Source organism: Enterobacter sp. BNK-16, assembly GCF_048684955.1.
GTDB lineage: Bacteria > Pseudomonadota > Gammaproteobacteria > Enterobacterales > Enterobacteriaceae > Enterobacter > Enterobacter bugandensis.
On sequence record NZ_JBLQTQ010000001.1, the window covers coordinates 1,476,255 to 1,502,794 of the forward strand.

General features: G+C 58.6%; 22 protein-coding genes and 1 pseudogene. 8 read left to right on the top strand and 15 right to left on the bottom strand.

The window, feature by feature from the left end:
* Positions 1–214 precede the first annotated feature (214 nt).
* Entirely contained in the window at positions 215–1,564 is a 1,350-nt protein-coding gene (ghxP, locus tag ACMGGH_RS07075; RefSeq protein WP_028015179.1) for a guanine/hypoxanthine transporter GhxP, read from the top strand.
* Between the two features lie 153 nt (positions 1,565–1,717).
* Positions 1,718–3,364 (top strand): Na+/H+ antiporter, encoded by a 1,647-nt coding sequence (locus ACMGGH_RS07080; RefSeq protein WP_041911530.1) that lies wholly within the window; start codon positions 1,718–1,720, stop codon positions 3,362–3,364.
* An 81-nt stretch (positions 3,365–3,445) separates the two neighbouring features.
* On the opposite strand, the gene ACMGGH_RS07085 is transcribed toward ACMGGH_RS07080, so the two are convergent.
* Positions 3,446–4,333: a LysR family transcriptional regulator gene (locus ACMGGH_RS07085; RefSeq protein WP_041911529.1), complete on the bottom strand. Its 888-nt coding sequence runs from the start codon at positions 4,331–4,333 to the stop codon at positions 3,446–3,448.
* A 102-nt stretch (positions 4,334–4,435) separates the two neighbouring features.
* Here ACMGGH_RS07085 and ACMGGH_RS07090 point away from each other — a divergent pair, with 102 nt between their 5' ends.
* Together ACMGGH_RS07090 and ACMGGH_RS07095 are read left to right on the top strand one after the other, a co-directional pair.
* Positions 4,436–4,846, top strand: coding sequence for a CidA/LrgA family protein (locus ACMGGH_RS07090; protein WP_232949040.1), 411 nt, complete (start codon positions 4,436–4,438; stop codon positions 4,844–4,846).
* Positions 4,839–5,528: an LrgB family protein gene (locus tag ACMGGH_RS07095; protein ID WP_232949041.1), complete on the top strand. Its 690-nt coding sequence runs from the start codon at positions 4,839–4,841 to the stop codon at positions 5,526–5,528. Before ACMGGH_RS07090 ends, ACMGGH_RS07095 begins: the two co-directional genes overlap by 8 nt.
* 32 nt (positions 5,529–5,560) lie before the next feature.
* On the opposite strand, the gene actP is transcribed toward ACMGGH_RS07095, so the two are convergent.
* The 3 genes from actP to acs form a co-directional block, all read right to left on the bottom strand.
* Complete coding sequence (gene actP, locus ACMGGH_RS07100) at positions 5,561–7,210, bottom strand: cation/acetate symporter ActP (RefSeq protein WP_045261053.1); 1,650 nt, start codon at positions 7,208–7,210, stop codon at positions 5,561–5,563.
* A complete protein-coding gene (locus ACMGGH_RS07105; RefSeq protein ID WP_028015185.1) occupies positions 7,207–7,521 on the bottom strand; it encodes a DUF485 domain-containing protein in 315 nt (104 codons plus the stop codon). Before ACMGGH_RS07105 ends, actP begins: the two co-directional genes overlap by 4 nt.
* An 82-nt stretch (positions 7,522–7,603) precedes the next feature.
* The gene (gene acs / locus ACMGGH_RS07110; protein ID WP_041911526.1) at positions 7,604–9,562 is read right to left on the bottom strand and encodes an acetate--CoA ligase; all 1,959 of its coding nucleotides are present in this window, start codon (positions 9,560–9,562) and stop codon (positions 7,604–7,606) included.
* A gap of 423 nt (positions 9,563–9,985) precedes the next feature.
* Between acs and gltP the strand changes: the two genes are divergently transcribed.
* Positions 9,986–11,299, top strand: a complete 1,314-nt coding sequence (gene gltP, locus ACMGGH_RS07115; RefSeq protein WP_028015187.1) for a glutamate/aspartate:proton symporter GltP — start codon at positions 9,986–9,988, stop codon at positions 11,297–11,299.
* A gap of 80 nt (positions 11,300–11,379) precedes the next feature.
* On the opposite strand, the gene ACMGGH_RS07120 is transcribed toward gltP, so the two are convergent.
* From ACMGGH_RS07120 to fdhF, 3 genes are all read right to left on the bottom strand, one after another.
* The gene (locus tag ACMGGH_RS07120) at positions 11,380–12,054 is read right to left on the bottom strand and encodes a tetratricopeptide repeat protein (protein ID WP_059357315.1); all 675 of its coding nucleotides are present in this window, start codon (positions 12,052–12,054) and stop codon (positions 11,380–11,382) included.
* Positions 12,055–12,175: 121 nt separating this feature from the next.
* On the bottom strand, positions 12,176–12,328 hold the full coding sequence (locus ACMGGH_RS07125; RefSeq protein WP_028015189.1) for a Hok/Gef family protein: 153 nt from the start codon (positions 12,326–12,328) through the stop codon (positions 12,176–12,178).
* Between the two features lie 320 nt (positions 12,329–12,648).
* On the bottom strand, positions 12,649–14,796 hold the full coding sequence (gene fdhF / locus ACMGGH_RS07130; RefSeq protein ID WP_232949042.1) for a formate dehydrogenase subunit alpha: 2,148 nt from the start codon (positions 14,794–14,796) through the stop codon (positions 12,649–12,651).
* Between the two features lie 257 nt (positions 14,797–15,053).
* On the opposite strand from fdhF, the gene ACMGGH_RS07135 reads away from it, so the two are divergent.
* Complete coding sequence (locus ACMGGH_RS07135) at positions 15,054–15,776, top strand: response regulator (RefSeq protein ID WP_192972052.1); 723 nt, start codon at positions 15,054–15,056, stop codon at positions 15,774–15,776.
* A 3-nt stretch (positions 15,777–15,779) separates the two neighbouring features.
* Here ACMGGH_RS07135 and lpxO read toward each other — a convergent pair.
* The 7 genes and pseudogenes from lpxO to ACMGGH_RS07170 all read right to left on the bottom strand — a co-directional run bounded on the left by lpxO (position 15,780) and on the right by ACMGGH_RS07170 (position 22,927).
* Positions 15,780–16,688, bottom strand: a pseudogene (lpxO, locus tag ACMGGH_RS07140) (lipid A hydroxylase LpxO).
* A 143-nt stretch (positions 16,689–16,831) separates the two neighbouring features.
* On the bottom strand, positions 16,832–17,836 hold the full coding sequence (locus ACMGGH_RS07145) for a carbohydrate kinase family protein (protein ID WP_232949043.1): 1,005 nt from the start codon (positions 17,834–17,836) through the stop codon (positions 16,832–16,834).
* Complete coding sequence (locus tag ACMGGH_RS07150) at positions 17,836–18,696, bottom strand: ketose 1,6-bisphosphate aldolase (protein ID WP_028015195.1); 861 nt, start codon at positions 18,694–18,696, stop codon at positions 17,836–17,838. Before ACMGGH_RS07150 ends, ACMGGH_RS07145 begins: the two co-directional genes overlap by 1 nt.
* 10 nt (positions 18,697–18,706) lie before the next feature.
* Entirely contained in the window at positions 18,707–19,393 is a 687-nt protein-coding gene (locus ACMGGH_RS07155) for a D-lyxose/D-mannose family sugar isomerase (RefSeq protein ID WP_048999403.1), read from the bottom strand.
* A gap of 49 nt (positions 19,394–19,442) precedes the next feature.
* Positions 19,443–20,384, bottom strand: coding sequence for an ABC transporter substrate-binding protein (locus tag ACMGGH_RS07160; RefSeq protein ID WP_028015197.1), 942 nt, complete (start codon positions 20,382–20,384; stop codon positions 19,443–19,445).
* A 30-nt stretch (positions 20,385–20,414) separates the two neighbouring features.
* On the bottom strand, positions 20,415–21,410 hold the full coding sequence (locus ACMGGH_RS07165) for an ABC transporter permease subunit (protein WP_028015198.1): 996 nt from the start codon (positions 21,408–21,410) through the stop codon (positions 20,415–20,417).
* Entirely contained in the window at positions 21,407–22,927 is a 1,521-nt protein-coding gene (locus ACMGGH_RS07170) for a sugar ABC transporter ATP-binding protein (protein WP_028015199.1), read from the bottom strand. The genes ACMGGH_RS07165 and ACMGGH_RS07170 overlap by 4 nt, the downstream gene beginning before the upstream one ends.
* Before the next feature lie 125 nt (positions 22,928–23,052).
* Between ACMGGH_RS07170 and ACMGGH_RS07175 the strand changes: the two genes are divergently transcribed.
* Both ACMGGH_RS07175 and yjdP read left to right on the top strand, forming a co-directional pair.
* On the top strand, positions 23,053–25,332 hold the full coding sequence (locus tag ACMGGH_RS07175; RefSeq protein WP_041911518.1) for an ATP-binding protein: 2,280 nt from the start codon (positions 23,053–23,055) through the stop codon (positions 25,330–25,332).
* A 69-nt stretch (positions 25,333–25,401) separates the two neighbouring features.
* Positions 25,402–25,725 (top strand): DDRRRQL repeat protein YjdP, encoded by a 324-nt coding sequence (yjdP, locus tag ACMGGH_RS07180; RefSeq protein WP_126327272.1) that lies wholly within the window; start codon positions 25,402–25,404, stop codon positions 25,723–25,725.
* A gap of 51 nt (positions 25,726–25,776) precedes the next feature.
* Here the strand turns inward: yjdP and phnP are convergent, their stop codons facing one another.
* Positions 25,777–26,535: a phosphonate metabolism protein PhnP gene (phnP, locus tag ACMGGH_RS07185; RefSeq protein WP_232949044.1), complete on the bottom strand. Its 759-nt coding sequence runs from the start codon at positions 26,533–26,535 to the stop codon at positions 25,777–25,779.
* Positions 26,536–26,540 lie beyond the last annotated feature (5 nt).

The window sequence follows — 26,540 nt, forward strand, 5'->3', positions numbered from 1 at the left end:
AACGACAAAGTTCAGTTGAAAAGGGCGGGTATTAGGCTGGATAATCGTTTGCCTTAATTTGACCACCCGTTTTATAAGCGCGGAGCTAAACGTTTGCTTTTTTTGTGACGCCCTTTCGTCGCAAACGCAACACACGGATTTGACGTTTTAGCTGGCAGCGGTGTCTCCACCACGCTTATGGACGTTCTATAAAAACTCTCAGGGGATGTTTTCTATGTCTACGCCATCTGCGCGTACCGGCGGTTCACTTGACGCCATGTTTAAAATTTCGGCTCGTGGCAGCACCGTGCGCCAGGAAGTCGTTGCCGGTCTGACCACGTTTCTGGCGATGGTTTACTCCGTCATCGTGGTGCCGGGCATGCTGGGCAAGGCGGGCTTCCCGCCTGCGGCTGTCTTTGTCGCCACCTGCCTGGTGGCCGGCGTGGGCTCCATCGTAATGGGCCTGTGGGCGAACCTGCCGCTGGCGATTGGTTGCGCTATCTCTTTGACCGCCTTTACCGCGTTCAGTCTGGTGCTGGGCCAGCAGATCAGCGTACCGGTTGCCCTCGGCGCCGTGTTCCTGATGGGCGTACTGTTTACCGTTATTTCTGCCACCGGCATCCGTAGCTGGATTTTGCGCAACCTGCCGCAGGGCGTGGCGCACGGCACCGGTATCGGTATCGGCCTGTTCCTGCTGCTGATCGCTGCCAACGGCGTGGGTCTGGTCATCAAGAACCCGCTGGACGGCCTGCCGGTAGCGCTCGGTCATTTCGCGAGCTTCCCGGTCATTATGTCGCTCATCGGTCTGGCGGTGATTATCGGCCTGGAAAAACTGAAGGTGCCGGGCGGCATTTTGCTGACCATTATTGGCATTTCCATCGTCGGCCTGATTTTCGATCCGACCGTTCACTTCTCCGGTATTTTCGCCATGCCGTCTCTGAGCGATGACAAAGGCAACTCCCTGATCGGCAGCCTGGATATCGTCGGTGCGCTGAACCCGGTGATCCTGCCAAGCGTGCTGGCGCTGGTGATGACCGCGGTATTTGACGCCACCGGTACCATTCGCGCGGTGGCCGGTCAGGCCAACCTGCTGGATAAAGACGGTCAGATTATTGATGGCGGCAAAGCGCTGACCACCGACTCCCTGAGCAGCGTCTTCTCTGGTCTGGTGGGTGCGGCGCCTGCGGCGGTGTATATCGAATCTGCAGCGGGTACGGCGGCAGGCGGTAAAACCGGCCTGACGGCCATCACCGTTGGCGTGCTGTTCCTGCTGATCCTGTTCCTCTCTCCGCTCTCCTACCTGGTGCCTGCGTATGCGACCGCGCCAGCGCTGATGTACGTCGGCCTGCTGATGCTGAGCAACGTGGCGAAAATCGATTTTGCGGACTTCGTGGATGCGATGTCCGGCCTGATTACCGCAGTGTTTATCGTCCTGACCTGTAACATCGTGACCGGCATCATGATCGGCTTCGCCTCGCTGGTGATTGGTCGTCTGGTTTCCGGAGAGTGGCGCAAGCTGAACATCGGCACCGTGGTGATCGCCGTTGCGTTGGTCGCCTTCTACGCGGGCGGCTGGGCAATCTAAATTATCCATTGATGCGAAAACGGGTGGCTCAGGCCGCCCGTTTTTATTTTCAGGACTCATCCCGTTGCCTTTTGCGTTACTCTGGAGAGGATAGAATAAGAGGCACGACGCCTCAGGTTTGGCTTAAAAAGAAACACAGCAAACAGGGAACGCATGGAAATCTTCTTCACAATACTCATCATGACCCTTGTGGTCTCACTATCCGGGGTGGTTACACGCGTACTGCCCTTCCAGGTCCCCCTGCCTTTAATGCAAATAGCCATCGGCGCGCTGCTGGCGTGGCCGACGTTCGGTCTGCACGTGGAGTTCGATCCGGAACTGTTCCTCGTGCTGTTTATCCCGCCGCTGCTGTTTGCTGATGGGTGGAAAACGCCGACGCGCGAATTTCTTGAGCACGGGCGAGAGATCTTCGGCCTGGCGCTGGCGCTGGTGGTCGTTACCGTGGTCGGGATTGGTTTCCTGATCTACTGGGCCGTACCGGGTATCCCGTTAATTCCCGCCTTTGCGCTGGCCGCCGTGCTGTCGCCGACCGACGCCGTGGCCCTTTCCGGCATTGTGGGTGAAGGGCGCATTCCGAAGAAAATAATGGGCATTTTGCAGGGCGAGGCGTTGATGAACGACGCTTCCGGCCTGGTGGCCCTGAAGTTTGCCGTGGCGGTAGCCATGGGCACCATGGTCTTTACCATTGGTGGCGCGACCCTGGAATTCTTCAAGGTGGCGATTGGCGGTATTCTCGCGGGCTTCGTGGTGAGCTGGCTATATGGTCGTTCGCTGCGCTTCCTCAGCCGCTGGGGCGGCGATGAACCGGCGACGCAAATCGTTCTGCTGTTCCTGCTGCCGTTTGCCTCTTACCTTATCGCTGAACATATCGGCGTCTCGGGCATTCTGGCGGCGGTAGCGGCGGGGATGACCATCACCCGTTCCGGCGTGATGCGCCGCGCGCCGCTGGCGATGCGCCTGCGCGCCAACAGCACCTGGGCGATGCTGGAGTTTGTCTTTAACGGCATGGTCTTCCTGCTGCTGGGCCTGCAGCTGCCGGGCATCATGGAATCCTCGCTGATCGCGGCGGAGGCGGATCCAAACGTTGAAGTCTGGATGCTGTTTACCGATATCGTGCTGATCTACATGGCATTAATGCTGGTGCGTTTCGGCTGGCTGTGGACGATGAAAAAATTCAGCATGCGCTTCCTGACCAAAAAGCCGATGGAGTTCGGCTCCTGGACCACGCGCGAGCTGCTGATTGCCTCCTTCGCGGGCGTACGCGGGGCGATAACCCTCGCCGGTGTGCTCTCTATTCCGCTGCTGCTGCCGACGGGCGACGTCTTCCCGGCGCGCTACGAGCTGGTGTTCCTGGCGGCGGGCGTGATTCTCTTCTCGCTGTTTGTCGGCGTGATTATGCTGCCGATTTTACTCCAGCACATTGATGCCGGTGACTCGACCCAACAGCACAAAGAGGAGCGGATAGCCCGCGCGGCGACGGCGGAAGTGGCGATAGTGGCCATTGAGAAGATGGAGGAGCGTCTGGCTGCCGATGCCGAAGAGAACATTGATAATCAGTTGCTGAAAGAAGTCAGTTCACGCGTGATTGGTAATTTGCGCCGTCGTGCTGACGGACGTAACGACGTGGAAAGCTCGCTGCAGGAAGAGAACCTCGAGCGTCGTTTCCGCCTTGCGGCGCTGCGCTCCGAGCGTGCCGAGCTGTATCACCTGCGCGCGACGCGTCAGATCAGCAACGAGACGCTGCAAAAGCTGCTGCACGATCTGGACCTGTTAGAAGCGCTGTTAATAGAGAATCAGTAGCGCGTTGTTGCCCGGTGGCGCTGCGCTTACCGGGCCTACATTCGAACCGTCGGCCGGGTAAGGCGAAGCCGCCATCCGGCACTATTCAGACCGCACCCAAAACCCCTCACAACATTGCAGCCACGCCTGTGCGCTGTGCGAGAGATACACCCCTTCACGCCAGATCATCCCCAACTGCCAGTGCAGGTCACTCTCCAGCGGGATCCAGCGCAGCGTGTTTTTATCCAGCCGCTCGCAGATCGGCTGCGGCAGAATGGCAATTCCCACGCCCGCCTGCACCATTGCCGCCAGGAAATCCCACTGGCCGCTGCGCACCGCAATGCGCGGCTTCACGTTATGGTGGTTAAACAGGGTCATTAGCTGGCGGCTTAAGGCGAAGTCTTCGTTGTAGATCAGCAGCGGGTGTTCGCCGAGCAGATCGGGCTTCACTGAGTCTATCTTCAGCCAGTCGCCGGAGCGGGGCACCAGCACGCACAGCGGATGGCTGAACAGCGGCAGCGTTGCCAGCCCGCTCTCTTCCTCCACGGGAAGGGCCGTCATCGCCACGTCCAGCTCGCCGTTGATCACCGCCTGCTGCACGGTCAGGCCGCCAAATTCAGAAATTTTGAGCTCAACGCCAGGGTAGCGCTGACGGAACAGGCTTATCGGCCCGGCCATCATCATGCCAACCATCGGCGGAATGCCGAGCCGCAGCAGACCTTTCGTCAGGTGGTTGATGTCCGCAAGCTCGGCCTCAAGCTGGCGAAACTCCGCCAGGATCGCCAGCCCGCGCTCGAACACCACGCGTCCGGTATCGGTCAGCAGCAGCTTGCGTCCGTCGCGGATCAGCAGGGTGCAGTTCAGCTCGTCTTCGAGGTTTTTCAGCATTTTGCTGATGGTTGGCTGGGTAACGAACAACTTCTCCGCTGCGCGGGTAAAACTTTGCTGGCGAACCACCTCGACAAAATAGCGCAGCGTTCTTATGTCCATGATTATTCCTCGAAACTATACCTTCGATGATTTTAATTCATTTCAGTCGATGACGTACGCTCACTATACTGGCGCCTCGTCTCATTTCTGAGGAAAACCCCCATGGCCGTGGCGTTAAGCCGTGTTACGCCTGCCGTTGTGCAACGACTCCAGGTACCAGTTCAGGTACTGCTCTACGCGGGACTGTTTGTTTTTGCGGAATACCTTGTCGACTGGCTGCACCTGCCTTTACCCGCCAACCTGGTGGGGATGGTGCTGATGCTGGTGCTGATCCTCTGCCGCGCGTTGCCCCTCAACTGGGTGCGCGCCGGCGCGCGCTGGCTGCTGGCGGAGATGCTGCTGTTCTTTGTTCCGGCCGTGGTGGCGGTGGTGAACTATGCGCAGCTGCTGATGGTCGACGGCTGGCGCATCTTCGCGGTTATTGCCCTGAGCACGCTGATGGTGCTGGGAGCCACCGCCTGGGTGGTGGATAAGGTGTACCGGTTCGAAATCAGCAGGCAAAAGCATGACTAACTTTCAGATAAGCGTGCTGTGCCTGATCGTGACGGTCGCCATCTACTTTGCCAACAAGCGCCTGTATCGCCGCTTTCGCACGCTGCCGCTGATGCCGCTGGTCTTCACGCCGATCCTGCTGGTGCTGATGCTGGTCTTCGGCCATATCTCCTGGCAGAACTACATTGGTGAATCCCACTGGCTGCTGTGGCTGCTCGGCCCGGCGACTATCGCCTTTGCGGTACCGGTGTATGACAACCTGGCCATTATCAAACGCCACTGGATGTCGCTCAGCGCGGGCGTCGTCACCGCGACGGTGGTGGCGGTTTGTAGCTCCGTCTGGCTGGCGCGGCTGTTTACCCTCTCCGATGAAATTCAGCGCAGCCTGGCCGTGCGCTCGGTGACCACGCCGTTTGCGCTGGCGGCCGCCAAACCGCTCGGCGGGCAGCCGGATCTGGTGGCGCTGTTTGTGGTCGTCACCGGCGTATTCGGCATGGCGGTGGGGGATGTGCTGTTTCTGCGGCTGTCCATTCGGGAAGGGATGGCGAAAGGAGCAGGGTTTGGCGCGGCATCTCATGGGGCAGGCACGGCGCGTTCGTATGAGCAGGGTCAGCAGGAAGGGGTCGTTGCAAGCCTGGTGATGATGCTCTCGGGCGTAACGATGGTGCTGATTGCGCCGCTGGTGGCGTGGGTGATGTTTTAAGCTCCCCGGCCAGAGCAACCGGGGAGAAAGGCTTAGTGTGCGCGGCCCTGCTCAACGCCGAGGCCGGTTTGTGAGCGGATAAACTGGGCGCGGAATTTCTCACGCTCCAGGTTACCCTCCGGCGAGTTGTCGGTAGCCGAGAAGACCCAGATACCGATAAACGCCACGGCAATGGAGAACAGCGCCGGGTACTCGTACGGGAAGATAGCGCTTTCGTGACCGAGGATCTGCACCCAGATGGTCGGGCCGAGGATCATCAGAATTACCGCTGTCAGCAGGCCGAGCCAGCCGCCTATCATCGCCCCACGGGTGGTCAGTTTGGACCAGTACATGGAGAGCAGAATGATTGGGAAGTTACAGCTTGCCGCAATTGAGAAGGCCAGTCCCACCATAAAGGCGATGTTCTGCTTCTCAAACAGGATCCCCAGCAGAATAGCGACCACGCCCAGCACCAGCACGGTGATTTTGGAAACCTTCAGCTCGTCGCGCTCGCTCGCGCCTTTACGGAAGACGTTGGCGTAGAGGTCGTGCGATACCGCAGACGCGCCCGCCAGCGTCAGCCCGGCGACCACCGCAAGGATGGTGGCGAAGGCCACGGCGGAGATAAAGCCGAGGAACAGGTTGCCGCCCACCGCGTCGGCCAGGTGCACCGCCGCCATGTTGTTACCGCCAATCAGCGCGCCCGCCGCGTCTTTAAACGCCGGGTTCGCGCCCACCAGCATGATCGCGCCGAAGCCGATGATAAAGGTCAGGATGTAGAAGTAACCCATAAAGCCGGTGGCGTAGAAGACGCTCTTACGCGCTTCACGCGCGTCTGACACCGTGAAGAAACGCATCAGAATGTGCGGCAGGCCAGCGGTACCAAACATCAGGCCGAGACCAAGAGAGAGCGCGGAGATCGGATCTTTCACCAGCCCGCCCGGGCTCATGATCGCTTCTCCTTTCGGGTGGACAGCCATCGCTTCGGTGAACAGGTTATTGAAGCTGAAGCCGACGTGCTTCATCACCATAAAGGCCATAAAGCTCGCGCCGAACAGCAGCAGTACGGCTTTGATGATCTGCACCCAGGTGGTGGCCAGCATGCCGCCGAACAGAACGTACATCACCATCAGCACGCCCACCAGCACCACCGCGACGTGGTAGTTCAGGCCAAACAGCAGTTCGATAAGCTTGCCCGCGCCCACCATCTGGGCGATCAGATACAGCGCCACCACCACCAGCGAGCCGCAGGCGGAGAGGGTACGAATCGGCCCCTGCTTCAGGCGATAGGATGCCACGTCAGCGAAGGTGTAACGTCCCAGGTTGCGCAAGCGTTCGGCAATCAGGAACAGAATGATCGGCCAGCCGACGAGGAAGCCGAGGGAGTAGATCAGGCCGTCATAGCCGGAGGTGTACACCAGCGCGGAGATCCCGAGGAACGAGGCGGCGGACATAAAGTCACCCGCAATCGCCAGCCCGTTCTGGAAGCCGGTAATGTTGCCGCCCGCAGTGTAGTAATCGTTACGGGAGCGAACGCGTTTCGACGCCCAGTACGTAATGTACAGCGTCAGCACCACGAAAATCAGGAACATGATAATCGCCTGCCAGTTTGTGGGCTGGCGCTGTACCTCGCCGGTAATGGCATCCGCCGCGTGGGCGGCAAAGGGAAGTGTGGCCGCAAGCGCCGTCAGGACTCGCTTCATGATGCTTTTACCTCTTGCAGTACCGCTTTATTAAGACGATCGAACTCACCGTTCGCACGCCAGACGTAGACGCCGGTCAGCACAAATGAAATCACGATCACGCCAATGCCAATGGGGATACCGCGCGTCACGCTGGTGCCCTCATGTAACGGGGTGCCCAGCCAGTGCGGCGCAAAGGCGATCAGCAGAATAAAGCCGACATAGATAATCAGCATGATGATGGAAAGGGTGAAGGCAAACCGTTGCCGCTTATCGACGAGCTCCCTGTAGTGCGCACTATTCTCTATCTGCTGACAAATATCGTTATTCATCACAGAAATCTCCAGAGGTAAGGTTGGTTTGTTTTATCCCCTCTCCCCTATGGGGAGAGGGTGAGGGGAGAGGGAGAAAACACTAGGATGGCATTGCGATGGCCTGCTTCTCTTCGAGCAGTTTGTCCACCACGCCAGGATCGGCAAGCGTTGAGGTATCGCCGAGGTTGCTGGTATCGCCTGCCGCGATTTTGCGCAGGATACGGCGCATAATCTTGCCGGAACGGGTTTTCGGCAGCGAGTCTGTCCAGTGCAGTACGTCCGGCGTAGCAAGCGGGCCAATCTCTTTACGTACCCAGTTGCGCACCTCGGTATACAGCTCCGGCGACGGCTCTTCGCCGTGGTTCAGGGTGACGTAGGCGTAGATCGCCTGGCCCTTGATGTTGTGAGGAATGCCGACCACCGCCGCTTCGGCAATCTTCGGATGCGACACCAGCGCGGACTCAATCTCTGCCGTACCCAGACGGTGGCCGGAAACGTTCAGCACGTCGTCCACGCGTCCGGTGATCCAGTAATAACCGTCTTCATCCCGGCGCGCGCCGTCGCCGCTGAAGTACATGTTTTTAAAGGTCGAGAAGTAGGTCTGCTCGAAGCGCTCGTGATCGCCAAACAGCGTGCGCGCCTGGCCCGGCCAGGAGTCTGTGATCACCAGGTTACCCTCGGTAGCGCCTTCCTGCGGATTACCTTCGTTATCCACCAGCGCAGGCTGCACGCCGAAGAACGGACGGGTTGCCGAGCCGGCCTTCAGCTGCGTCGCGCCCGGCATTGGGGTGATCATGAAGCCGCCGGTTTCGGTCTGCCACCAGGTGTCCATCACCGGGCACTTCTCGTTACCGATTTTCTTCCAGTACCACTCCCAGGCTTCCGGGTTGATGGGCTCGCCCACGGAGCCGAGGATGCGCAATGAGGAGCGGTCGGTGCCCTCGATGGCCTTATCGCCTTCCGCCATTAACGCGCGGATCGCCGTTGGCGCGGTGTAAAGAATGTTGACCTGGTGCTTATCGACCACCTGACACATGCGCGCCGGGGTCGGCCAGTTCGGTACGCCCTCAAACATCAGCGTCGTTGCGCCGCAGGCCAGCGGGCCGTACAGCAGGTAGCTGTGTCCGGTGACCCAGCCCACGTCGGCGGTACACCAGTAGATGTCGCCCGGATGGTAGTCGAAGACGTATTTGAAGGTGGTGGCCGCATACACCAGATAGCCGCCGGTGGTGTGCAGTACGCCTTTCGGTTTACCGGTTGAGCCGGAGGTGTAAAGAATAAACAGCGGATCTTCCGCATTCATCTCTTCCGGCTGATGCTGGTCGCTCGCTTTTTCAATCAGGTCGCTCCACCACAGGTCACGCCCCTCGTGCCAGTCGATCTTGCCGCCGGTACGCTTGAGGACAATGACGTTATTGATGGATTTTACGTTCGGGTTTTTCAGCGCTTCATCGACGTTTTTCTTCAGCGGAATACCGCGCCCGGCGCGTACGCCCTCGTCGGCGGTGATCACCAGCTTCGAGTTCGAGTCAACGATGCGCCCGGCAACCGCTTCAGGGGAGAAGCCGCCGAAGATGACGGAGTGGATCGCGCCGATACGCGCGCAGGCGAGCATAGCTACCGCCGCTTCCGGCACCATCGGCATGTAGATCGCCACCACGTCGCCTTTTTTAATCCCCTGGTCCAGCAGCACGTTAGCGAAGCGGCAGACGTCGCGGTGCAGCTCTTTATAAGAGATATGTTTGCTCTGAGAGGCATCGTCGCCTTCCCAGATAATGGCCGTTTCGTTGCCGCGTTCGGCAAGATGGCGGTCCAGGCAGTTCGCCGCCAGGTTCAGCGTGCCGTCTTCATACCATTTGATGGAGACGTTGCCTGGCGCGAAAGAGGTATTCTTCACCTTCTGATAAGGTTTGATCCAGTCAAGGATGTGACCCTGCTCGCCCCAGAAGGCGTCCGGGTTGGTAACAGATTGCTGATATTTCTCGTGGTACTGCTCCGGGGTGATCAGGCAACGGTCCGCAATGTTTGCGGGAATGTCGTGTTTGTGTATTTGGCTCATGGCTTTTTTTCTCCTTGTAAGATGTTAATGATATGTCGCAAAAACGTTAATAGTAGGGGCTTTACAAGCTTTGTTTAGTATTTGGGCGACAGATCACGCATTGTTTGAACAGGTTGAAAATTGAGCGAATGAAACTTTGAAGGGAAATAATTCACGATGCCGATTATTCACAATTCTTTATAAAAAAGCGTTTTTATAACAAAAGGTTATTTATCAGAATTATGACAAACTCGCGTCATAACCGCTTTTGATAGTGAAATGCGTCGTTCTTTAAGGCTTGCGCAACAGGTCGTGCAAATGATACTCATACGCCGCGTTAAAAAATCCCATAAACCAACGCAACACAATTCATACCCTTTCAGTATGTCTCCATATTCATGCAGTTTTGCTGGTGCGGAGATTTCATTGAGGAAGTCAGTTTCTATGAAAAATTTGAAAGTCAGCCTGGCCTGGCAGATCCTGCTGGCCCTTGTGCTGGGCATCTTGCTGGGCAGTTATCTTCATTATCATAGCGACAGCCGCGAGTGGCTGATTGCGAACCTGCTCTCTCCGGCAGGCGATATTTTTATTCATCTGATTAAGATGATTGTGGTGCCTATTGTGATCTCGACGCTGGTGGTCGGTATCGCGGGCGTCGGCGATGCGAAGCAGTTAGGCCGCATTGGCGCGAAAACTATTCTCTATTTCGAAGTGATCACCACGGTTGCGATTATCCTCGGCATAACGCTGGCGAACGTATTCCAGCCAGGCTCCGGGATCGATATGTCACAGCTGGCGACGGTGGATATTTCGAAATACCAAAGCACCACCGCTGACGTGCAGAGCCATTCCCACGGTCTGATGGGGACTATCCTGTCGCTGGTGCCGACCAACATCATTGCTTCCATGGCGAAAGGCGAGATGCTGCCGATCATCTTCTTCTCGGTGCTGTTTGGTCTGGGGCTCTCCTCCTTGCCGGCAACGCACCGTGAGCCGCTGGTGACCGTATTCCGCTCTATCTCCGAAACCATGTTCAAAGTGACCCACATGGTGATGCGCTACGCGCCGGTTGGGGTGTTCGCGCTTATCGCCGTGACCGTGGCGAACTTTGGTTTTGCCTCCCTGTGGCCGCTGGCGAAGCTGGTGATCCTGGTGCACTTCGCCATTCTGTTCTTCGCACTGGTGGTGCTGGGGATTGTGGCACGCCTGTGCGGGCTGAGTATCTGGATCCTGATCCGTATCCTGAAGGATGAACTGATTCTGGCGTACTCCACCGCAAGCTCCGAGAGCGTGCTGCCGCGCATTATCGAGAAGATGGAGGCGTACGGTGCGCCAGCGTCGATAACGAGCTTCGTGGTGCCGACCGGCTACTCCTTTAACCTGGATGGCTCGACGCTGTACCAGAGTATTGCGGCGATCTTTATCGCGCAGCTGTACGGCATTGACCTGTCGCTGTGGCAGGAGATCGTACTGGTTCTGACGCTGATGGTGACCTCAAAGGGCATCGCAGGCGTGCCGGGCGTCTCCTTCGTGGTGCTGCTGGCGACGCTGGGCAGCGTGGGTATTCCGCTGGAAGGCCTGGCGTTTATCGCCGGTGTGGACCGTATCCTCGATATGGCGCGTACGGCGCTGAACGTGGTGGGTAACGCGCTGGCGGTGCTGGTTATCGCCAAGTGGGAACACAAATTCGACCGTAAAAAAGCGCTGGCGTATGAACGTGAAGTGCTGGGTCGTTTCGATAAGACGGCTGACCAGTAACATCCTAAGCCCGGTGGCGCTGCGCTTACCGGGCCTACGGGTTTTGTAGGCCCGGTAAGGCGAAGCCGCCACCCGGCACGTTATTCTCCGCTCAACGCATCAAACTCCTCACACCCCGTATCAAACCCTTCGGTACAGCTCAGGTTTAGCCAGTAGAGCGCTTTCTGCTTATTCGGCGTGATAAAGCCTTTCTCTCCCTGCTGGAACAGCATCCCTGCCCAGTACTCCGCATAGCCCGTACGTGACAGGGACGAGCTGCGCTTAAACCATGACGCCGCCTGTACGTCATCCTGCGGCACCTCTACGCCGTTGGCATAAATCAGCCCCAGCAGCAGCTGCGCATCGACTGCCGAGTCGTTGTCGATATCTTCGGCCGCCGTTTGCAGGAGCTTGATGGCCTGAGGATAGTCGGTTTTACCCGCCTGCGTGTTCACCATAATACGCGCCAGCATAATCGTGCCGCGCTTGCTGCCGGCGATGGTGGCCTGCTGCGCCAGCGCTTTAGCCTGAGCGTAATCCCCCTGCGTAAAGAGGATCTGCGAGAGTAACCCCATGGCGTCGACATCACCGCCTTTCGCGGCTTTCTCGGCCCACTGCGCTGCCTGCTTTCTGTCACCGGAGCTGAAGTAGGTATCGGCGAGATAATACTGGGCGCGGGCATCGCCGGCTTCCGCCTGCTTCTGATACTGGCTGCCTATCTCATCCGCGCGGGCGAACGACGTAAAAAATAACAACAACAGAAAAATGGCTTTCATGGATTCTTATCATCTGGGTACACGCCGCGCAGTATAATCGCGGTAGCAAAAGAAAAAAATGGGTGCATTAAGACCTCAGCATCCTACAAGCCGGGCGGAACCGTGGTTTCGCCCGTAGAGGTTAGCCTGCCACGCAGGCTAATTTCGCCGCCACCTCCTGATGTTCACTCTTTATTGAAAACTCGCAGAGTCTACCGCGAGTAATAAAGGTAAATATCACTATCGTCAGGCAGATAATAAAGACGATGCCTAACGCAGTTTTTAATGGCGTCATGCCTTTTACTCCTTGTCAAAAAAAGAATAAGAGGCTACTCTCAACCTGTTGGTAGTTGAGGGGTAGCCTCGGGTGAATGAAAATTTCCCGGGGCTTTCCACTTTCTGTCCCTCAACAATGCTCAAGACAGAAAGTCTTAAGCACCCGCCGCACATCTTATCCTTCTGAATTAAAATGCAAAGATGTAATTCTGTTCTGAGCAAATTACATTATTTTGCGAGCCGCTTTCCAGAATAATAATTGATATTTTTAATGTTTTAAGCGGAAATAAAAAGGGAGTGAATAACTCACTCCCTTTATTCAACGATTAATTAACGGCTTCAACCCATTGCGCTTTCACGCAGCCGTGCTTTCAGCTTGTTATATTCGTCGATCACATACTGTTCCGCCGCGTGCTGATCCGCAATCGGCTCCACGTTGACGGCGCAGTATTTATACTCCGGCGTTTTGGTTATCGGGCTGAGGTTCTCCGTCACCAGCTCGTTACAGGCACCAATCCACCACTGGTAGGTCATATAGACCGCCCCTTTGTTTGGACGGTCGCTGACCTGCGCGCGGGTAATGATGCGCCCTTTGCGCGAATTCACCCACACCAGCGCTTCATCTTCAATACCGAGCCGTTCGGCGTCGGCGGTGTTGATCTGCGCGTAGCCCGGTTCGTCCGCCAGCGCCGCCAGCGCGGCGCAGTTGCCGGTCATTGAACGGCAGGAGTAGTGGCCTACTTCACGCACGGTAGAGAGCACCATCGGGTACTCCTCGGTGAGTTTATCGATCGGCGCAACCCAGTCGCAGGTGAAGAACTGCGCCAGCCCGTTCGGCGTGTCAAATTTCTCTTTAAAGAGATACGACGTCCCCTGGTCGGCCTCCGACTCGTCCCGGCACGGCCACTGGATGTAGCCCAGCTCACCCATTTTTTCATAGGTTGCCCCATAAAAGTCCGGGCACAGATGCCGCAGCTCGTCCCAGATCTCCTGGGTGTTGTTGTAGTGCATCGGGTAGCCCATGCGGGTGGCGATTTCGCTGATGATCTGCCAGTCCGTTTTCAGATCCCACTTCGGCTCGACCGCCTTAAAGAAGCGCTGGAAGCCGCGGTCCGCCGCCGTGTAGACGCCTTCATGCTCGCCCCAGGAGGTCGACGGGAGAATCACATCCGCCGCCGCCGCGGTTTTGGTCATGAAGATATCCTGGACAATCACCAACTCCAGATCCTCAAAGCCTTTGCGCACCGCAGACAGCTCGGCGTCGGTCTGGAGCGGATCTTCACCCATGATGTAGGCCGCCCGCACTTCACCGTGCGCCGCGCGGTGCGGCAGCTCGCTGATGCGATAGCCGGTGTGTGCCGGCAGGCTCTCCACGCCCCAGGCCTTCGCGAACTTCTCGCGGTTTTCCGGGTACTTCACGTACTGGTAGCCCGGATACGTGTCCGGCAGCGCGCCCATGTCGCAGGCACCCTGGACGTTATTCTGGCCGCGAACCGGGTTAACGCCGACGTGCGCTTTGCCCAGATTCCCGGTCAGCATCGCGAGGCTGGTCAGGGAGCGCACGGTTTCCACGCCCTGGTAGAACTGGGTCACGCCCATGCCCCACAGGATGGCGGCGGTTTTCGCTCCGGCATACATCCGTGCCGCCTGGCGGATCTCCTGCGCGCTCACGCCGGTTATCGCCTCTACCGACTCCGGCGTGTAGCCTTCGACAATTTTCCGGTACTCTTCAAACCCTTCCGTACGCGTGGCGACAAACGCCTGATCGTACAGGTTTTCCTCGATAATGACGTGCCCCATCGCATTCAACAGCGCGATATTCGAGCCGTTTTTCAGCGCAATGTGCATATCCGCAATGCGCGCGGTTTCAATTTTGCGCGGATCGCAGACGATAATTATCGCCCCGTTCTGTTTAGCGCGAATCACGTGGTTCGCGACGATAGGGTGAGAATCCGCCGGGTTATAACCGAAGATAAACACCAGATCGGTGTTATCTATCTCGTTGATAGCATTACTCATTGCGCCGTTACCGACCGACTGGTGCAGACCTGCAACCGATGGGCCGTGTCAGACGCGAGCGCAGCAGTCGACGTTATTGGTACCAATAACGGCGCGCGCGAATTTTTGCATCACGTAGTTGGTTTCATTCCCGGTCCCGCGTGAGGAGCCGGTGGTCTGAATGGCATCCGGGCCATACTTGGCCTTAATAGCACTCAGGCGCGTGGCGACGTAATCCAGCGCCTCGTTCCAGGAGACGGCTTCCAGCTTGCCGCCGCGCTCGCGGCGGATCATAGGGTTTTTCAGGCGCGGGGTGAGGATTTGTGTATCGTTAATAAAATCCCAGCCGTAATACCCCTTCAGGCACAGCGTGCCCTGGTTGGTTTTCCCCTGCGCGGCCTCCGCCCGGACGATTTTGCCGTTATCGACCACCAGGTGGATCTTGCAACCTGAGGCACAATAAGGGCAAACCGTGACGACTTTTTTCATCAGTCTGCTCCAGTTAATCAAATCTTTCGCACCGACTAATGCAGCTTCTATGCCATGTTTTTAGTGGGGTTACTCACCGGCTTTACGGTGCATTCCCGGCGAAATCCCTGACGAAAAGCAGACAATCGTCAAAATTGACGTGTCGAATGAGCGGCGGATGTGACATGGGTTGAATTTCCGTCACGGAAAAATCCATTTCACTGGAGCCGACGGCAGAATGGTTCAGACTTAACATAATCCCCTGACGGAAGCATATGATGAAACCGGCGATTCTGGTGGTTGATGACGATATGGCAGTGTGTGAACTGCTGCAGGATGTGCTGAGCGAGCACGTCTTTAGCGTGCTTGTCTGCCACAACGGCCAGGATGCGCTGCGGCAGGTCCAACAGGAGCCGGCTATCGCCCTTGTTCTGCTGGATATGATGCTGCCGGACATCAACGGCCTGCAGGTTTTGCTGCAGCTGCAAAAGCAGCGCCCGGCGCTACCGGTGATCATGTTAACCGGGCTGGGCAGTGAATCAGACGTGGTGGTGGGGCTGGAGATGGGGGCTGACGATTATATTGGCAAACCGTTCAACCCGCGCGTGGTGGTCGCCCGCGTGAAGGCGGTGCTGAGGCGTACGGGCGTGCTGGCGGCGGAAGCTCCCGCCGCGGGCATTGTGTTTAACGGATGGACGCTGGATACCTCCCGCTGCGAGCTGAGCGATCCGCAGCGTAATACCGTGCCCTTAACCCAGGGCGAGTACGGCCTGCTGCTGGCGCTCACGCAGAATGCCCGCCGGGTGCTGAGCCGCGATCGCCTGCTCGAGCTGACCCACAGCGAAAGCGCCGACGTGTTCGATCGCACGATTGACGTGCTGATCATGCGCCTGCGCCGGAAAATAGAGGCTAACCCGCATCAGCCTGCGCTTATCAAAACGATCCGCGGGCTGGGTTACGTGTTTGCCTCCGATGTGAGCCGACCCGAACAGGCGGCATAAGGCTTACGTTATCGCCGGAACAATGATGGCGGCAAAGATTGCAGCGATGCACAGATACTTGATGGCGTAATAGGCCTTACGGTTTCATTTTTTCAGACGCTGTCCCCGCTCGCGGCCCGCATGAACGTATTTAAAAATGCGGTTAATGCCGCCGGTGCTGTCATTCTCGTCATTCGGTGAGCGGGCTGCAGACATCAGCGTGGTCCCCACCCAATGGTTAACCGCCTGCGCCCAGCGCCACTTCATCGGACGTTCAATATCGCAGAAGAGAATAATGCGCGTTTGATCCGATTTATTTTCTGCCCAGTGGACGTAGGTCTCATCAAAAATAACGGCTTCGCCATCCCGCCAGCTGTGGCGCTGCCTGTCGACTTCAATAAAGCAGCGATCGTCATTCGGTGTGAATAAGCCCAGATGGTAACGAACCGATCCCGCGTACGGATCCCGGTGCTTACCCAGCTTCGCACCCGCCGGCAGCTCGGCAAACATGGCCGCCTTCACCGAGGGGATTTCACTCACCAGCCGGGTCGTCACCGGGCATAAAGACTGCGCGGAGGGATGGGCATCGGCATACCATTTCAGGTAAAAACGTTTCCAGCCGCGTTTAAAAAAGGTGTTAAAGCCAGCGTCGTTATTATTTTCCGCCGCCTTAATATGATGCTGCAAACGCAGCGCCTCTTCGCGAATAACCAGCCAGTTTTCCGTCAGCTTATTTAATTCCGGGAAGCGCTCTGTTTCAAAGAAAGGCTGCCTGGCGGGCAGGGAAGAAAACGCCGTCATAAACATATTGATGGGGGCCATGAACGTCGAATGGTCGAAGAGCTGACGAGAAAGCGTCTGTTTTTCTTTGCCGCGTGAATGCGCATAAATAACGCTGATAATGAAAATACCGATGATGATTGCTGCGAACATTTTTCCCTTGTCCTCTTTCTATCTCATTTCGGAAAAGCGTGCGGACAGAGTGCTGCCCACGCCGAATATGCCAGATGGAGAGAGTGTAGTTCGGGAATATAAAATTCATAGAACTGTAATGAAAAATCGCAATTATTGTTAAACTAAGCGCTCTCGCGAATAAACGCCTGCAGCTCGGCCAGCGTTTTTGCGCCGTCAATCGCATTGGCGGCCAGCAGGCTTGCCCGCGCGCAGGCGTGCGCCAGATAAATACTTTCTGTCAGCGGCAGCGATTCATGGCAGCCGTATAAAAAGCCGGCGCAAAAGGCATCGCCCGCGCCAACGCTGCCGATAATCTCGTCCTGCTCCAGCATCCATGACGGGATCCAGCAACCCGCTTCACCGCGAGCTTCTCCCCATGCGCCTTCCGGACAGTGGATCACCACCCGCTGGCGTACCCCGGCCGCCAGCAGCTGCGCCGCGGCGTCGGCGATATGGACAATGTGCGGGGCGTCGTTTTCGTCACGCATTGTCAGGCCGCTAAACTCACCGGCCTCGAGCTCGTTAATCACCAGATAGTCGAGATGGCGCAGGGCAGGGATGACCAGCGGCTGATAGCGCGGGTCGCCCTTGCGGGACACCAGGTCAAGGGAGGTTTCATACCCTTGCTCGCGCATCTGCGCCAGCAGCCGCGCGCTGCGGGTGCCAAACTCGTCATCCGGCATATCCAGGCTGTCGAGCAGCAGCAGGTAGCCGAGATGGAAGATCTTCATCGATCCATCGAGACGATCGAAGGCGGGAAGATCCAGCAGACGGTTGGCTCCCGGCGAGTGGAAAAAGGTGCGCTGCCCGCTGGGATCGGTCATCACCTGCGACATGGAGGTTGGGGCGAAGGTGGTGCGCTGCACGCGCTGGCGGTTGACGTGGTACTGGTCGAGCATCGCCAGAATGTAATCCCCGTCGCCGTCTTCCCCGATCAGCCCCACCGCCTGCAGCGGCAGGCCGGCGTGCATTTTCGCCAGCGTCAGCAGCACGTTGAGCGGCGCGCCGCCGGTTGAGCGTTCGCTGTGGGTGATTTCCGCCAGCCAGCCGCGCTCCGGCCACTGCACGATCTGGTGAACGTGATCCACCAGCATATTGCCTGCGGCGATGATGCCTTTGCGTTCCATTATGCCTGCCCCGCGCTGCCGAAGATGCGCATCTGCTCGGCGACCGTATCGGTTATCGCCTCTTCTATCCCCAGCAGCAGTTCGGCAAACTCATCGTACAGCGGCTGGCGGTTCGCCATACGCTGCTCAACGGCGGCGAGCGCGGCCTGCGACATGCCGGTGTAGAAGTTGATTTTATGAATGCCCAGCTCGATGGCGCGGCGGAAGTCTGCATCGCTAATCCCGGAGCCGCCGTGCAGCACCAGCGGCAGCCCCGTCTGCTGACGAATGGCGTCCAGGCGCGGGAAATCGAGCTTCGGTTCGCCTTTGTATTTGCCGTGCGCGTTGCCGATGGCGACCGCCAGCGCGTCGATGCCGGTCTTATCGACAAACTCCCGCGCCAGCTGCGGGTCGGTAAAGAACGCTTCATCCGCATGTCCGTACAGCGCGCCGCCTTCATCCCCGCCGACCGCGCCCAGCTCCGCCTCCACCGAGACGCCCACCGCGTGGCACATCTTCACCACTTCCCGGGTCTGGCGAATGTTCTCCTCGTAGCTCAGCGTCGAGCCGTCGAACATCACCGAGCTAAACCCCAGGCGCAGGGCGCGCACGACGGCCTCGAAATGCAGACCGTGGTCGAGATTCAGCACCACGGGAATATCGTGACGGGCGGCTTCGAACTTGACCGCTTCGACCAGCGAATCCAGGGAAACATACTTAAAGTGCACTTCGGCGATGTTGATGATAAACGGCGAGCGTTCCTGCTTTGCGGCGGCAAACAGCGCGCGCAGGAAATGGGAGTCGAGCACGTTGAACGCGCCCAGCGCGTAGCGATGTTTCCTGGCGTGCTCAAGACCGTCGGCAAGAGAAATCAGTGGCATCATTCACTCCTTATCTCCGAAACAGGTTGTACTCGTTGCACAACACCAGCACCGCCGGTTCGTCTTCTTCGATGTTGTTATAGCGGGCAACGGGCTGCAAAAAGTGGTTGTCGTGCTCGTCGTCATTCACCGACGACACTTCGCCCACCAGCACGTCGCCAAAGCCGCGTTCGCCCCAGAAGCTGTGATACAGACCGGGCGTGAGACAGATGCTTTCCCCTGGTGTGAGGCGCAGCTGGCTGCCGGGAGCGTGGGTTTGCCGACAGCCGTCAATCGTGACGGTCACGTCGGTGTTTTCGGTCTCTTCATGCGCTCCCGCATTCCATAACTCAATAATCAGGTTCCCGCCGCCCCGGTTAATGATGTCCTCCCGCTTGCGCCAGTGAAAATGCATCGGCGTCACCTGGCCGTCGCGCACGTGCATGATTTTTTCGGCGTAGCATTTCTCATACGGCACGCCGTTGGGGGAGCCGTTGCGCAGGGTAAACAGCGTCAGACCCTGTGCGGAAAAGCTGTTGCCGCCGAAAGCGGTCACGTCCCAGCCGAGCTTGAGGTCAAACACTTCCTGCCACTCGGCCCGATCAAGCTGCTGCCATTTTGTGGGTGGAAAGCTGGCAAACGGCGGGAGATGCACGTCGTGCATGGAAAAGAACTGCCGCGTGTGGCCGAGGATTTCATTAATGTCGGAGCGTTTCATGGGGACTCCTTGAAAACAGTTCCCTCTCCCTGTGGGAGAGGGAAAAGGATCATTTAACCGTCCACCCCTTATACGTGCCGACGTTCTTTTTATCGATCATCGTCACCGGGATCAGCACAGGCTCTTTCGGCGCAGGTTTGCCCTGCAGAATGTCATAGCCGATCTCCACCGCCTTCGCCGCCATCACCTGCGGATCCTGCGCCGGGGTCGCCACAAACAGGGAGTTTTCGCGCTTCAGCGCCTCTTCACCGTCCGGGGAACCGTCCACGCCGACGATAAAGAACTCGTTGCGCTGGGCCTGTTTCGCCGCCAGATCGGCGCCGATCGCGGTCGGATCGTTAATCGCGAATACGCCGTCGATCTTCGGATTGGCCGCCAGCAGGGAGGTCATCACTTCCAGCCCGCCTTCACGACTGCCTTTGGCATTCTGGTTGTCCGAGAGCACCTTGATGTCCGGATGTTTTTTGAATTCCGTCTGGCAGCCTTCCACGCGGTTCTGCACCGCGGAGACCGGCGGTCCGTTGATGATCACCACGTTGCCTTTGCCTTTCAGGCGGTCGGTAATGTACTTACAGGCCATTTCCCCCGCCTGGGTATTATCGGAGGTGATGGTCGCATCGGCCCCTTCCGCCGCCACGTCCACCGCCACGACCACGATCCCCGCTTCTTTGGCTCGCTTCACCGCCGGGCCGATCCCTTTGGAATCCGCAGCGTTGAGGATGATCATGTCCACCTTCGCGGCGATGAAGTTATCGATCTGCGACACCTGCTGACCCAGATCGTAACCGCTGGAAACCAGCGTCACCTTGACGTTATCGCCAGCCAGCTTGCGTGCTTCCAGCTCGGCACCTTTGGTGATCTGCACGAAGAACGGGTTAGCCAGGTCGCCCACCGTCACGCCGATGGACTTCAAATCTTTTGCCTGCGCAAACGGCGTTGCGGCCAGCAGGGCGCCAGCACAGAGCGCGGTCACTAAGGGTTTCAAACGCATCTTGTCTTCCTCGCTTGTAGGGTATTGTTGTTATGCACTTTGATGGTGTCGGGTACGGTATTTGTCGATCAGCACCGCTATGATGATCACCGCCCCTTTGATCACCAGCTGCCAGAAGTAGGAGACGCCCATCAGCGTCATACCGTTGTTGAGGGTGGCGATGATCAGCGCCCCCACCAGCGTGCCGGTGATCGTGCCGATCCCGCCGACGAAGCTGGTGCCGCCGAGGATCACCGCCGCAATCGCATCCAACTCGTAACCCGTGCCGAGGTTGCCGTTGGCGCTGTAGAGGCGAGAGGCGCTCATCACCCCGCCGAGGCCGGAGAGCAGGCCGCTCATGCCGTAGACAAACAGCAGCACCAGCCAGACCTTGATGCCGGTTAAGCGCGCCGCCTGCATGTTGCCGCCGACCGCGTAGATATGAACGCCGAGCGTGGTGCGGCGCAGGATGAACCAGCAGATAGCGATGACCGCCAGGGCAATGACGACGAGCCACGGAATCGGGCCGAGATAGTTATTGCCGATCCACTCGAAGCTGATGCTGGAGTTAATCACCGTGGTGCCGTCCGCCAGCAGATACGCCGCGCCTCGCAGCGCCGTATAGGTGCCGAGCGTGACGATAAACGGCGGCAGCCCGGCGAAGGCCACCAGCGCGCCGTTGAACAGCCCCAGCACCATGCCGAGCATCAGCGCCGCCGGTATGGAGAGCATCGCGAATTCAGGAATAAGCGAGACCACCATCGCCGCCACCGCCGTGGTGCCGAGAATCGAGCCCACGGAGAGGTCAATCCCGCCGGTCAGGATGATGAAGGTCATCCCCGCCGCCAGCACGATGTTGATCGACGCCTGACGGGTAATGTTGAGCAGGTTACTTTCGGTAAAGAAGTTCGGGGCGATAAAGCCAAACACCGCCACAATCAGGATTAAAATCGGCAAAATGCCGACCGTTTGCATCAGATCGCTCATCAGCATTTTTTTGGCGGAGGCGGATTTCGCCACCTGCTGCGGATGGGTTGGAGTTGTCATGATTGCACCGCCTGATGATGTGTGTCGTTCACGCCGGTTGCCAGCGTCATAATATTTTCCTGGGAGATGTCGCGCCCGTGCAGTTCACCCGCAATGCTGCCTTCCCGCATTACGTACACCCGGTCGCTCATGCCTACCACTTCCGGCAGCTCGCTGGAGATCATCAGAATCGCCACCCCCTTGCGCGCCATCTGGTTCATGATGCGGTAGATCTCGCTTTTGGCACCGACGTCCACCCCGCGCGTGGGTTCGTCGAGGATCAGAATGCGCGGGCCAATCGCCACCCAGCGGGAGATCAGCAGCTTTTGCTGGTTGCCGCCGGAGAGCCCGCCCGCGCGCACCTGAGAATGCGGCACGCGGATGTTGAGCAGGGCGATAGCATCGTCGGAAATGGACTGGGCTTTTTTGCGGTTAAGCATGCCGAAGGTGGCGTCGCGCTCCAGCGTCGCCATGGTGATGTTCTCCTGCGCCGCCAGCTCCAGAAACAGCCCCTGCTCCTTGCGGTTCTCGGTGAGAAAACCAATCCCGTTTTCAATGGCCGCGCGCGGGGAGTGGATCACCACCGGCTCGCCGTCCACCTCAATCATGCCGCCTGTGGCTTTACGCACGCCGAAAATCAACTGCGCCAGCTCGGAGCGTCCGGCCCCGACCAGCCCCGCCAGCCCGACGATTTCACCGGAGCGCACCTGCAGGCTGCATGGCTGCACTTTTTTACCGTCGGTGAGGTGGTGCACGTTGAGACGCGGGCTGCCGAGAGGGATATCGCGCTCTTTGTTGAACAGATCGCTGAGCGGGCGGCCCACCATCATTTTTACCAGCTCGGAGGCGTTGAGCTTGTCGCGCGTCAGGCTGCCGACGTACTGCCCGTCGCGCAGAACGCTGACGCGGTCAGAGAGTTCATACACTTCCGCCATGCGGTGGCTGATATAGATAATCGCCATGCCTTCATCGCGCAGGCGCAAAATCAGTTCGAACAGGCGGTGGGTTTCGCGGGAGGAGAGGGCGGCAGTGGGTTCGTCCATCACCAGGATGCGGCTGTTGCGGTGCAGCGCGCGGGCGATTTCCACCTGCTGCTGCTCGGCGATGGTCAGCTTCATCACCAGGTCGGTGGCGCTGAACTGCGCGCCGAGACGGTCAATCACCGCCTGCGCCTGGGCGGCCATCTCCTTGCGCTGCACCAGCCCGCCGCGCGACAGCTCGCTGCCGAGGAAGATATTTTCCGCGACGGTCAGATTGGGGGCGAGCTGCATCTCCTGGTAAATCAGGGTAATGCCTGCGGCCAGCGCGTCCTTCGGCCCTTTAATGTGAAACGGCTGGCCGTCGATCAGGATCTCGCCGCCGGTGGCGGTATAGGCCCCCGCGAGGATCTTCATCAGCGTGCTTTTTCCCGCGCCGTTTTCCCCCATCAGCGCGTGGATCTCACCGGGGAAGACCGTCAAATCTACGCCCTTGAGCGCGTGGAAATTGCCAAAGGTCTTGGCAATGTGGCGCATCTCTAAAACCGGGGTTCTGCTCATGGCGGATCTCCTGTGAATGTCGATATCTGCACTTCATCACAGGTGCGTAAATGCAAAATGTCAGAAGCTGTTCATATTTGTCATAGTTATGAATAGCGAATGTGGATCACAGTTACGGAGTCAACATGTCTTCACGCCCCCCGTTCTTCTCCAGCGCCCGCGGTCGCCTGCTGATATTTAACCTGCTGGTGGTCGCCGTCACGCTGATGGTGAGCGGCGTGGCGGTGCTCGGCTTTCGTCATGCCAGCCAGATCCAGGAGCAGGTCCAACAGCAAACGCTGGACGACATGACCGGGAGCATGAACCTCGCGCGCGACACGGCCAACGTGGCAACGGCGGCGGTGCGGCTTTCGCAGGTGGTAGGGGCGCTGGAGTACAAAGGCGAGGCCGAGCGGCTGAAGCAGATGCAAACGGCGCTGCGCCGCTCGCTGGAACAGCTGGCGGATGCCCCGCTGGCGCAGCAGGAGCCGGCGCTGGTGGCGCGGATTATTCGCAGAAGCAATGAATTACAGCAAAGCGTAACGGGGATGCTGGAGCGTGGGCAAAAGCGGCATCTTGAGCGTAACGCTTTGCTGAGCTCGCTCTATCAAAGCCAGAGCTATTTACGCCATCTTCAGGACATCAACCGCCGCTTCGGCAGCAACGTGCCGGACGCGCGGCAGCTGATGGAGATGGATCGGCTGATCGCGGCCGCGATTGATACACCTTCGCCGCGTGCTACCGTTCAGCAGCTGGACGCCGTGACCGCCACGCTGCCCCGAAGCGCCATACAGCCGGTCGTGGAGGGCGTTCTGCCCGATTTTAACGCCGAGCTGCGCAAGCTTGCCCCGCTGTCGAAGCAGCTGGAGGAGAGCGATCTGTCCATCAGCTGGTATATGTTCCACATTAAGGCGCTGGTGGCGATCCTTAATAGCGATATTAATCAGTACGTTGAGCAGGTGGCGCAGGCTTCCCGGCTTCGCACGGCCCAGAGCCATCACGAGTTGCAATCCATAAGCGTGTTTATCAGCATCTTCGCCGTGCTGGCGCTGATCATCACCGGCTGCGCCTGCTGGTATATCTACCGCAATCTGGGCTCCAACCTGACGGCCATCTCCCGGGCGATGTCGCGACTTGCCCACGGTGAACAGGATGTTTCTGTTCCTGCGCTGCAGCGGCGCGACGAGCTGGGCGAGCTGGCGCGCGCGTTTAACGTTTTTGCCCGCAACACCGCCTCGCTTGAGCACACCACGCGTTTGCTGAAAGAGAAAACCACGCAGATGGAGATCGACCGCATCGAGCGTCAGGGGCTGGAAGAGGCGCTGCTGCACAGCCAGAAGATGAAGGCCGTCGGACAGCTGACCGGCGGGCTGGCGCATGATTTTAACAACCTGCTGGCGGTAATTATCGGCAGCCTTGAGCTGACAGACCCCGAATCAAACGACGCGCCGCGCATTACCCGTGCGCTGAAGGCTGCCGAACGCGGCGCGCTGCTGACCCAGCGCCTGCTGGCGTTTTCCCGCAAACAGTCCCTGACGCCGCATGCAGTAGAGATGCTGCCCCTGCTGGAAAACCTTCGGGAACTGATGCGCCACTCGCTGCCCGCCACGCTTACCCTGGAGATTGAAGCGCAAACCCCGGCATGGCCCGCGTGGATTGACGTCAGCCAGCTGGAAAACGCCATTATCAACCTGGTGATGAACGCCCGGGATGCGATGGAAGGCCAGAGCGGGGCGATAAAAATTCGCACCTGGAACCAGCGCGTGACCCGCAGCGACGGACGCAGGCAGGATATGGTAGCGCTGGAGGTCATCGATCGCGGCAGCGGGATGTCGCAGGAAGTGAAATCCCGGGTTTTTGAACCGTTCTTCACCACCAAGCAGACCGGAAGCGGAAGCGGGCTGGGCCTGTCGATGGTGTACGGTTTTGTGCGTCAGTCCGGGGGGCGGGTAGAGATCGAAAGCGCGCCGGGACAAGGAACGACCGTGCGGCTCCACCTCCCGCGCTCGACGCTGCCCGCCGTTTCGGAGGATGAAGCGCTGGCTGCCACAACGTCCGTGGATAACGAGCGGCTTGTACTGGTGCTGGAAGATGAGGCGGACGTTCGCCAGACCCTGTGCGAACAGCTGCATCAGCTTGGTTACCTGACGCTCGAGGCGGACAGCGGCGAACAGGCCCTGAACATGCTGGCGGCGTCGCCGGATATTGGCATGTTTATCAGCGATCTGATGTTGCCCGGAAGCCTGAGCGGGGCCGAGGTGATTAACCATGTGCGCAGCCATTATCCGCAGCTTCCGGTGCTGCTGATCAGCGGGCAGGATTTGCGCCCGGCGCATAACCCGCAGCTGCCGGACGTTCCGTTACTGCGTAAGCCGTTTACCCGCCAGCAGCTGGCGCAGGCGCTGCGGAAGGTGATGGTAATTTGAGATTCCTCCGCTACCCCGGTTCCCGGCCATTCATTACCGTAAGGCCAGTTCCCCTGCGAGTCTGGCCTTATGAAACGTTACTCTACCGTCCTGTTATTTGGTCTGCTGGCTTTAACCAGCCAACTGGCGCATGCCGATGTGATTGATGACGCCATTGGCAACATTCAGCAGGCGATCAACGATGCCTACAACCCCAGCAGCAGCCGTAATGACGATGACGACGATCGTTACGACCGCAGCCGTCAAATCGACAGCCGACAGTACGACGATCGTCGTCGGCAGCTCGAAGACAGACGCCGCCGTTTAGACGAGCGTCAGCGCCAGCTGGATGACGACAGGCGTCGGTTAGAAGAGGACGAGCGCAGGTTGGAAGACGATTACGATCGCGGCTAAGTGCGGCCTGTTGCCCTCACCCAACCCTCTCCCACGGGAGAGGGAGAAAACCTAATCCAGCACAAGTACCATCCCGTCATATCCCGCTTCAATGCCGTCCGGCAGCGGGTTATCCATCATCCATGCGTCAAACTGGTGGCTAACGTGCGTCAGGATCACCTGCGGACAGCCAATCACCTCGTTCAGGGCTATCACCGTATTTAAATCACTGTGGTTGCGCGGCGTCTCCGGACGCGGTTCATGGCTGCAGTCGATGATTATCGCCTGTGGCTGATTGTTGAGCAGAAACGTCACCGTTTTATCCGGCAGCCCGGCGGTATCAGAAAGCCACGCCACGCGGCTATGGGCCGATTCCAGCAGATACCCGAAGGTCAGTTTTGAATGGTTGAGCGGCAGCGGCGTGACCCGCAGCCCCTGCAGTTCAAACATCACGAACGGCTCGACCGTGTGGCTGAAATCCAGAATGCCGGGGTGTTTAAACAGGTCGTCACAGCCCGCTTCATCCGGCGGACCGTAGACCGGGATGGTTGCGCCCACGCCCCAGCGCAGGGGGAATAGCCCCTGGACGTGATCCATATGATAGTGCGTGAGTAAAAACTGCTGGAAACTGCCCGCTGGCCAGTCGTCCATCAGGTGCGGAAAGCCCGCATCCAGCAGGGTGACTGCATCGTTGAATTTGACCACCGCGCTACAGGGGCGACGGCGATAGTTGTCCTGCAAACGCGCCCTGCGACACGCCGCGCAGTCGCAGCCAAAGACCGGGACCAGCTGCGCGCTTCCGGTTCCCGTTAACGTGATGGTCAGACTCATAACGC